The organism is Pinisolibacter aquiterrae, assembly GCF_019160155.1.
Taxonomy (GTDB): domain Bacteria; phylum Pseudomonadota; class Alphaproteobacteria; order Rhizobiales; family Ancalomicrobiaceae; genus Pinisolibacter; species Pinisolibacter aquiterrae.
Map to the genome: position 1 here is coordinate 1 of NZ_JAFNIH010000026.1, position 2,859 is coordinate 2,859.

6 protein-coding genes are annotated in these 2,859 nt (G+C 64.0%); 3 read left to right on the top strand and 3 right to left on the bottom strand.

The window, feature by feature from the left end; genetic code table 11:
- The 3 genes from J3S89_RS10900 to J3S89_RS10910 all read left to right on the top strand — a co-directional run.
- The coding region (locus tag J3S89_RS10900) for a hypothetical protein (protein ID WP_217927576.1) at positions 1-194 on the top strand (194 nt) is incomplete at its 5' end.
- Positions 195-238: 44 nt separating this feature from the next.
- Positions 239-610 carry a hypothetical protein gene (locus tag J3S89_RS10905; protein ID WP_217926889.1) on the top strand — a complete coding sequence of 124 codons (372 nt, stop codon included), beginning with the start codon at positions 239-241 and terminating at the stop codon, positions 608-610.
- Positions 607-1,317 (top strand): recombinase family protein, encoded by a 711-nt coding sequence (locus J3S89_RS10910; protein ID WP_238483848.1) that lies wholly within the window; start codon positions 607-609, stop codon positions 1,315-1,317. Before J3S89_RS10905 ends, J3S89_RS10910 begins: the two co-directional genes overlap by 4 nt.
- Before the next feature lie 24 nt (positions 1,318-1,341).
- Here the strand turns inward: J3S89_RS10910 and J3S89_RS10915 are convergent, their stop codons facing one another.
- The 3 genes from J3S89_RS10915 to J3S89_RS10925 form a co-directional block, all read right to left on the bottom strand.
- Positions 1,342-1,965: a nucleotidyl transferase AbiEii/AbiGii toxin family protein gene (locus tag J3S89_RS10915; RefSeq protein WP_238483849.1), complete on the bottom strand. Its 624-nt coding sequence runs from the start codon at positions 1,963-1,965 to the stop codon at positions 1,342-1,344.
- A gap of 44 nt (positions 1,966-2,009) precedes the next feature.
- A complete protein-coding gene (locus J3S89_RS10920; protein WP_238483850.1) occupies positions 2,010-2,261 on the bottom strand; it encodes a hypothetical protein in 252 nt (83 codons plus the stop codon).
- A 135-nt stretch (positions 2,262-2,396) separates the two neighbouring features.
- On the bottom strand, positions 2,397-2,859 hold a 463-nt coding region (locus tag J3S89_RS10925), incomplete at its 5' end, for a hypothetical protein (protein ID WP_217927577.1).

The following is a 2,859-nucleotide window of genomic DNA, read 5'->3' on the forward strand; positions in this document are numbered from 1 at the left end:
TGCGCGACGAGCTCTATCGCCGGATGGACGTCAACGAGGCGCTCCGCGTCCTCGCCGCCCGCTTTCCCGAAGGCACCGCCCACGACACCTGGAAGAAGGTCGCCGGCCGCCACCACGACGCCGACGACCGGATCGCCGCGATGCTCGCCGACGAGATCGTCGCTCAGATCATGCGCGGCGAGATCCGCACCTGACCCTCTCCTCCCGATCCCTCGACCAGCCCCCGAAAGGAACCCTCATGCGCATCCGCGACCTCGTCCCAATGGCGACGATCTACCTCCTCTCCATCCTTCCGGCCGGCGCCGTCGACCCTTCCGCCCCGCTCGACGTCCTGAACCAGGCCCGCACCAAGGCCTCGTCGAGCTCGCTCAACACCACCTCGCTCACGAGTTCCTTCTCCAACATCGGCCTCTTCATCATGGGCGCCTTCGGTCTCGCCGGCATCGGTCTCGCCGGGATCTCCGGCGTGAAGCTCTACCACGCCTCCCAGAACCCCGATGGATCGCGCGAGCACGTCGGCCGCTCGATCGCCGGCATCGTCATCGGCGCCGGGGTCACCATCATCGGCGTCATCATCGGCGTGATCACCAACTACATGACCGGCTCTTGAGCCCGCGGGTGGGGCCGGCTCGCCGGCCCTCCTTCCGGAAGAAAGATCGCCTACCTCCCTGCAGAGATCCTTGGAGTTTGCCGAATATGCTCGTCGGTTACATCCGTGCGTCATTCGACGACGGTCGCGAGACGACGGCCACCCAGCGCGATGCGTTGATCGCGGCCGGGGTCGATCCGAAGCACGTGTTCGAAGAGCCCTCGGCGCCGCCATCCGACGGTCGCGTCGCGCTCGAGAAATGCCTCGCGATCCTCGAGCAGGGGGACAGTCTCGTCGTCTGGCGGCTGGACCGGCTCGGCCGTTCGATGCCGGATCTCCTCCGGACGATCGAAGATCTGCGACGGCGAGAGGTCGGGTTCCGATCCTTGGTCGAGAAGATCGACGCCGGCACCACCCACGGCGACGCGTTGTTCGACGTGTTCGGCGCGCTGTCGCGATGCGAGCGTACCATCAGCCGTGAACGCATCCTGACCGCCGTCGCCGCGATCGGACGGAAAGACCGAAGGGGAGGGCGCCCCACCGCCATCGATCCGCGCACGATGGAAGCCGTACTCGATGCCCTCGACAAGGGGATCGGCAAGACGGAAGTCTGCCGCAGCTTCGGGATTGCTCGATCGACGCTCTACGAGACGCTCGGGCGGATCGGCTGGGCGGGCTCGAGGGAAAGACGGGGCCGCTCGATAGAGAATTCTGGCGGAAGTTCGTGAGCTTTGCTCCCGTCGACCCAGTGTTCAGCCGGCGACGACGCGCCGAAGAAAGGCGATGACGGCATTCTGAGCCGTGTCCGGCAGTTCTTCGAAACCGCTCTGGATCATCAGCTTGCTCATGATGCTCATCGCTGATGACGACGAGAAACGCTCGGCGGCCGAAAGAGCGATACGACACGCGTCAACGTGCGCCCGCAAACCCGCTTCGAGTTCATCTGAACTTTGCCGCAAGAGGACGGCGGCAATATCGAACATGTCGCGTGGTTGCAGGTGAGAACCGCGATAGACGAGTTTCTTCGTGATGATCTCCAGCGGGGTCTCGACCCGCACCATTCGCCCGCGCACCTCCATCTCGACGGTCGGGTTCTCCGATAGGGAGCCGGTGCAAATAAAGTCGATTTCTCCGATCCCTTCGAATGACAGCTTGAGAGATCGCGTCCCGTCGCTGTCATAGAACGACGGCGCCACATCCATCCGATAACCCTGCGTGTTGGGGTTCAGGTAGGGCAGAATCTGCGGGTCGTCGATGAAGAGATCTATGTCGTGGCTCAATCGGTGCCCGATCTGCAGCATCAGGGCCGTACCGCCCCCGAAACTCCACGCGCCGACGATATCTCCCTGACTGTTGGCCTGGTCGATGATCAGCATGGCTTGATCGAACAGTTCACCCCATCGGCTGGGGTTCGGCGTATTCACGAGCGAACAGCCAGAGGCAGCTCATAACCGGCAGCGTCGGAAAAAAGGGTCGCAACCACGGCAGCATCGGCCTTGTTCACACCCATTTCTTCGATGAACGCGGCCTGGAGCTTGGGGCTCACCTCGGAAAAGAAAGCAAAAGTCGGTGCGTCGAAGACCGCAGCGCTCGCCGGATCCTGAAGCCTGTCGGCGAGTTCACGCGCCGACACCTTCACGCCATAAGGCGCGGTCACGGTCGTCAGCACCATGGAAGCCACCGGGGACATCGTCGTCACGCTCTCCGCATGCTCTGCTCGGCCACGAGCCGATTTCTCCCGCATAATATAGACCGAAGACCTTGCTGGAACAAGAATACGGCGGCCTTCCTCCCTCGGCACCCTCGCTCACATCGACAACCCCGACTCTTCCGCCTTTTCCTCCTCGAGGAAGCGTTCGATCACCCGCCGGCTCTCGACCTCGCGCCCCTGCACCTCGATCGGTCCGGCGAGATCGCGGAGGGCGTCAAGGTCGGTGCTTTCCGGCACCACGCGTCGGATCCGCTCGATGTCGCCCGACCACAGTTCGCGCCGTTCCTCCGGCGTGAACCGACGCTCGACCGCGGCCCGGATTGTCGTGATCTCGTCGGCGAGCGTGTCCTCGATCGGCTTCTTCTCGGCGAGTGCCGCTCGAAGCTCCGGCGACGGCATCGGCACGATGCGCGCACCCCGAACGTTGGCGCTTCGGACCTGCTCGCGGTATTCGCTCTCGATGAAGCTGCGCGCCTCGACGAACAGCGCGCCGATCTTCGCAAGCCGCGACACGGCGAGCTGTGCGGCCTTTCGTGGTTCGTCGATCTTGCCGAACCAA